Origin of the sequence: Streptomyces griseus (assembly GCF_001715295.1) — a bacterium.
GTDB classification, from domain to species: Bacteria; Actinomycetota; Actinomycetes; order Streptomycetales; family Streptomycetaceae; genus Streptomyces; species Streptomyces griseus_G.
In genome coordinates this window covers 177,086-182,461 of sequence record NZ_MDKB01000002.1, presented here as the reverse complement: position 1 = coordinate 182,461, position 5,376 = coordinate 177,086, and the positions used below count along the sequence as shown (strand labels likewise).

Sequence of the window (5,376 nt, the reverse complement as noted above, 5' to 3'; positions counted from 1 at the left end):
GGGGTGTCCGGTCCGATCTGGAGTGCTTCGCGGACCTCGTCGGGGGTGTAGGGCTGGTGTCCGTCGAAGCCGTTGAGGGCGATGACGAAGGGGAGGCCGCTGTTCTCGAAGTAGTCGACGGCGGGGAAGCAGTCGGCGAGACGGCGGGTGTCGACGAGGACGACGGCGCCGATGGCGCCGCGGACCAGGTCGTCCCACATGAACCAGAAGCGGTCCTGTCCGGGGGTGCCGAACAGGTAGAGGATCAGGTCCTGGTCCAGGGTGATGCGTCCGAAGTCCATGGCCACCGTGGTGGTGGTCTTGTCCCCGGTGTGGGTGAGGTCGTCGATGCCCGCGGAGGCGGACGTCATCACGGCTTCGGTGCGCAGCGGGTTGATCTCCGAGACGGCACCGACAAACGTGGTCTTACCCACGCCGAAGCCCCCTGCCACCACGATCTTCGCCGAGGTAGTGGAGCGGGCCGCTCCGCCGCTAGAGCTTGCGAAGTCCACTGAGCACCCTTTCGAGCAGTGTCACATCTGGTTGGCCGCCGGCGGTCTCGTCGCCGCCGGGCTGATGGATAGCGACGAGTCCGGCCTCGGCCAGATCGGCGACGAGGATCCGGGCAACGCCGAGGGGGATCGAGAGGAGCGCCGAGACCTCGGCGACCGACTTGATCTCGATGCAGAGCCGGCAGATCCGCTGGTGCTCGGGCAACTGCCCTTGCAGCCTGGCCGGATCGGCCGTCGTGCTGACCAGCGCCTCGATGGCGAGCTGGTACCGCGGCCGGGTCCGGCCACCGGTCATGGCGTACGGACGGACCAGCGGGTTGTGCGCCGCAGGCTCCGGCGGCTGCGGGGCATGCCGCTGCACCGGCTGGATGCGCGAGGGCGGCGCCTCGTACCGCTGCGGCGGCTGCTGGTGGTGCGGCTGCTGCTCCGGCCATCCGGACCCCGGCTGCTGCCAGCCGTCGTCCTGCCGGTGCTGCTGCCAGCCGGCGTTCTGCTGGTGCCCGCCGTACTGCTGAAACGGCTGATAAGGCTCTTGCGAACCCTGGTTGCCGTGCGTCGGGGGAGTGGCGAAACGGTTGTCACCCTGCTCACCCGAAACCCGCTGAACGCCCTCGTACGGGTGTCCGTCTGTGGGTGCTGCCACGTTTCCTCCTCCGCCAGCCGGTCGCCGTTCCCGTGGTATCGCGCCACCGCACCTTATGGTGCGGTGACGAGAAACGCACTGTCTGTCTGTCAGTTAAGAAGACTTCCCTGGAGTTCGGCGCGGAGGTCCGGGGTGAGAACACTCCCGGCGCGGTCGACGAGCAGTGCCATTTCGTACCCGACCAGACCGATATCGGCGTCCGGGTGGGCGAGAACGGCGAGCGAGGATCCGTCGGAAATGGACATGATGAAGAGGAATCCTCGCTCCATCTCCACAACCGTCTGATTGACCGCGCCGCCCTCGAAGATCCGGGAGGCTCCCGCCGTCAGCGACGTCAGACCGGAGGCCACGGCCGCCAGCTGATCGGCGCGGTCCCGCGGGAATCCCTCGGACATCGCCAGCAGGAGTCCGTCGGCGGAGACCACCACCGTGTGCGACACCCCGGGGGTGTTGTCCACGAAGTTGGTGATCAACCAGTTGAGATTCTGCGCCGCCTGGCTCATCGGGCTCACACTAACGCTCCTGGTTGTAGGTGTTACTTGTATCCGACCCCGCGGTACGACCCCGCTGGACGCCCCGGCGCAGGTTGCTCAACCTGCCGCGTACGTCCTCGGGAGCGCGGGAGACCTGGGGGCCGCCCTGCTGGGTCTGCTCCGCAGTGCCCTCGACCAGGTTGGCCTTCGGCACCCGCCGGGGAAGACCGGAGGGGGTGATCCCGCCCGCCTTCGGCTCCCGGAGCTTCTCGGCCCGCTCCCAGCGCTCGTCGTTGGCCGAGCGCCAGTCGTCGGTGCCGTTCGCCGCTGCCGCCTGCTGCTGTTCCGGCTCGGGCTGTTCCGGCTCCGGCGGCCGCTGCCGCTGCTCGGGCGCGGGAGCCTGTTCGTTCCCGCGGCCGGTCGGCTGCCAGTGCTGCTGGCCGGCGCCCCGGCGCGGAAGCCCCGCCTCCGTGAGCTCCTGACCACTGTTCGGGGTCGGGCCCGGCCGGTCGAAGCCTACGTGTTCCAGCGGCTCGGCGGGAGCACTCGGCGCAGATTCCGCTTCGGACCGCGGAAGGGGATCGTACGTCTGCTGGTAGGCACCCTGGCTGGCCCAGTCACCCTGCTGGGACTGATCGGCCTGCGGGGCGAACGGGTCGGCGTACTGCTCCTGGGACTCCTGCGGAGCCATGTAGCCGGCTTCCGCATAACCGTCCTGCTGCTGGGGCGGGGGGAACGTGCCCTCGGCGCCGTACGGGTCGTAGCCGCCCTCGTAGCCGGACTGCGCGAAAGCCTGGGGCTCCTGGGCGTACCCCTGCGGCGCGTACTGCTGCGCGCCGAAGGCGTCCGGTGCGTAGGCCTGCCCGCCTGACTCCCCGCCGGGGAAGGCGGGCTGCTCGCCGCCCGTCTGCGCCTCCAGGGCCGCCCGCCGCTCCTCACGCATGAGCGAGCGGTTGACCGGGTCCAGCCGCGGGGAGTCGGCCGCCGGCGCCTCGTAGCGCGAGTCGTCGAAGCCGAGCTCCGCCGCCGTACGCAGGGGAACCTGCGGCGGCGTCGGGTCGAACGCCTGCTGCTGCGCGGGCATGATCGAGGAGACGGTGAAGTCGTCCTGCGGCAGCCCCTCGCCGCCACCACCGTGGGTGATCGCGTCCGGCAGCATGACCAGCGACGTCGTCCCCGCCTGTTCGCCGGAGGGGCGCAGCTGGACGCGGATTCCGTGCCGGTCGGCCAGCCGGCCGACCACGAACAGCCCCATCCGCTGCGACACCGCCGCGTCCACCGTCGGCGGGTTGGCCAGCTTGTGGTTGATGTCGGCGAAGTCCTCGGCGGTCAGGCCGATGCCCTTGTCGTGGATCTCGACCATGAGCCGGCCGTCCGGCAGCCGGGTCGCCGTCACGCGCACCTTGGTCTGAGGCGAGGAGAACGTGGTCGCGTTCTCCAGCAGTTCGGCCAGCAGGTGGACGAGGTCGGTCACGGCCTCGCCGTGGATCTCGCTCTCGGGTACGCCGGTGATGTCGATGCGCTCGTACGACTCCACCTCGGACGAGGCGGCCCTCAGCACGTCGACCAGCGGCACCGGCTGGTTCCAGCGGCGGCCCGGCTCCTCGCCGGCGAGCACGAGGAGGTTCTCGCCGTTGCGGCGCATACGCGTGGCCAGGTGGTCCAGCTTGAAGAGGCTCTCCAGCTGGTCCGGGTCGGCCTCGTTGTTCTCCAGGTCGGTGATGAGGGTCAGCTGACCCTCGATGAGCGACTGGTTGCGGCGCGAGAGGTTGGTGAAGATCGCGTTGACGTTGCCCCGGAGCATGGCCTGCTCGGCCGCGAGCCGGACCGCCTCGCGGTGCACCTGGTCGAAGGCGCGGGCGACCTCGCCGATCTCGTCCCTGCTGTCGATCGGGATCGGCTGCACCCGGGTGTCCACCCGGCCGGGCTCGGCCCGCGACAGCTGGTCCACCAGCATCGGCAGCCGCTGCTCGGCGATACCGAAGGCGGCCGTACGCAGCCGGCGCATGGACCGGCTCATCTGACGGGCCATGAGACCGGCGATGACGAAGGCGGCCAGCAGGGCGACCAGCACGATCGCGCCGTTGACGACGGCGTCGGTCTTGGCGTCGGACGAGATCTCCGCCGCCTCGGTCACGGCCTTGTCCACGAGTTCGTTCTCGACCGTGGTGTAGCCGTCGAACTTCGCGGTGGCGGCGGCCATCCATGTCTCGGGGGTGATCCCCTTGGCCTTCAGCTGCTTCGGGGTCCTGCCCTGCCCGATCTGCCGGGCCATGCCGTCGAAGACCGAGCCGTCCACGCTCGGCGGCGTGACGAACGGCTCCCCGGTGGCCTCGGCCTGTGCCTTGGCCTCCTGGAGCTGCTTCGCACCCTCGGCGGACTTGGCGGCCATGACCTCCTTGAGCCGGGCCGCGTCGGCCTCCGTACCGCCGGAGACGAACTCCCCGAGGGCGATCTGTTCCAGGTAGTTGTACGAGCCGAACGCCTTGACCTGGCCGTTGAACGTGCCGTCCTCCTGGCTCGGGCGTACCAGGAGGTGCATGCCGATCGAGCGCTGAAGCGATTCTGCAGCCTTGGCCAGCTCGATCGCGTAGACGGTCCGGCCGTAGCTGGTGATGTTGCCGGTGCCGAGACCGAGCTCGTTGGAGAACTCCATCAACGAGTGCTGGACCTTGGTGTAGCCCTCTTCGGTCTTCACCGGGTCCATCGCCTCGGCGTAGGCGGCCTTGCGCAGTTCGGGCAGGAGCGGTTCCTCCACCTTGAACAGCTTGAGGCGGCGCTCCAGGCCCTGCTTGGCCGGCATGTCCCGCACGGCGGTGTCGAACTTCGCCGCGGCCTCGTCGGTGGTGGCGCGGACCTGCTCGACCTCGGCGGCGGTGCGCTTGTTGGACAGCAGCGGCTGGGCGGTGAGGTCACGCTCGTTCAGCAGTGCCTGTCCGTACTCCGCGGCGGCGCGGACTACCAGGGCCGTCTTCTCGGCGTCCTGGGCCTCGTTCCAGGTGTCGATCGACCCCTTCACCTGGAAACCGCCCATGACCAGGCCGACCACGGCCGGGATCAGGAGGATCGCGTTCAGCCGCGTGGGCACCCGCCAGTTGCGCGGTGACAGCCGGCTGCTGCTGCCCCCACCCGGCGGTTCCGCGCGGGACGGCTCCGGTGCCGGCGACACAGCGGCGCGCGGCGGCGGGGTGAAGTTGCCCCGCTCCGGCTGCGCCGCGGAGCGCTCGTTGCTTCGCCTCACTCGACCAACAACCTCTCGGCGTCGGCACCTACGTTGTGCCGGATTATCGTTCAGGGGCCGTACTACTGGGTAGTTCGAGGCATTGCAGCATGCGGACGGGTCGCGTTCCAAACAGTCGGAATGAGAAATTCCGAGTGGCCCACGCCTCGGATAAAACGGGCATAAAGAGCGAGCCCCGTCAAATGGCGGGGCTCAGGTGAGCGCAGTGGTACCGATCGGATGCGTCGGGTGTTGATGTGGTTCCAATTCTCTGTCGAAATGTTATGAACACGGGGGCGGATCGTGTCAAAGGACACAGTCCGCCCCCGTGCGACTACAGCACGTTCCGTAGAGCACTACCGGCGTGCGGCTACTTGAGCCGTGCCATCAGAGCGTGCTCCACCAGGGTGATCAGACCGCTCTTGGCGTCCGCGCGGTGGCGGGCGTCCGTCGTGATGATCGGGGTGTCCGGTCCGATCTGGAGTGCTTCGCGGACCTCGTCGGGGGTGTAGGGCTGGTGTCCGTCGAAGCCGTTGAGGGCGATGACGA

Annotated in this window: 4 protein-coding genes and 1 pseudogene; all 5 read right to left on the bottom strand. The window is 69.2% G+C overall.

What is annotated here, in order from left to right; all coding sequences use genetic code 11:
- Window positions 1–491: GTP-binding protein (locus tag BA175_RS07460; RefSeq protein ID WP_078617936.1), on the bottom strand; the 491-nt coding region annotated here is incomplete at its 3' end.
- Window positions 472–1,134, bottom strand: a complete 663-nt coding sequence (locus tag BA175_RS07455) for a DUF742 domain-containing protein (RefSeq protein WP_069170501.1) — start codon at window positions 1,132–1,134, stop codon at window positions 472–474. The genes BA175_RS07460 and BA175_RS07455, both read right to left, overlap by 20 nt.
- Before the next feature lie 89 nt (window positions 1,135–1,223).
- Window positions 1,224–1,637, bottom strand: coding sequence for a roadblock/LC7 domain-containing protein (locus tag BA175_RS07450; protein ID WP_006127847.1), 414 nt, complete (start codon window positions 1,635–1,637; stop codon window positions 1,224–1,226).
- A 10-nt stretch (window positions 1,638–1,647) separates the two neighbouring features.
- Window positions 1,648–4,848: a sensor histidine kinase gene (locus BA175_RS07445; protein ID WP_069170500.1), complete on the bottom strand. Its 3,201-nt coding sequence runs from the start codon at window positions 4,846–4,848 to the stop codon at window positions 1,648–1,650.
- A 349-nt stretch (window positions 4,849–5,197) separates the two neighbouring features.
- Window positions 5,198–5,376 (bottom strand): annotated as a pseudogene (locus BA175_RS07440) (ATP-binding protein); the annotation flags it as partial.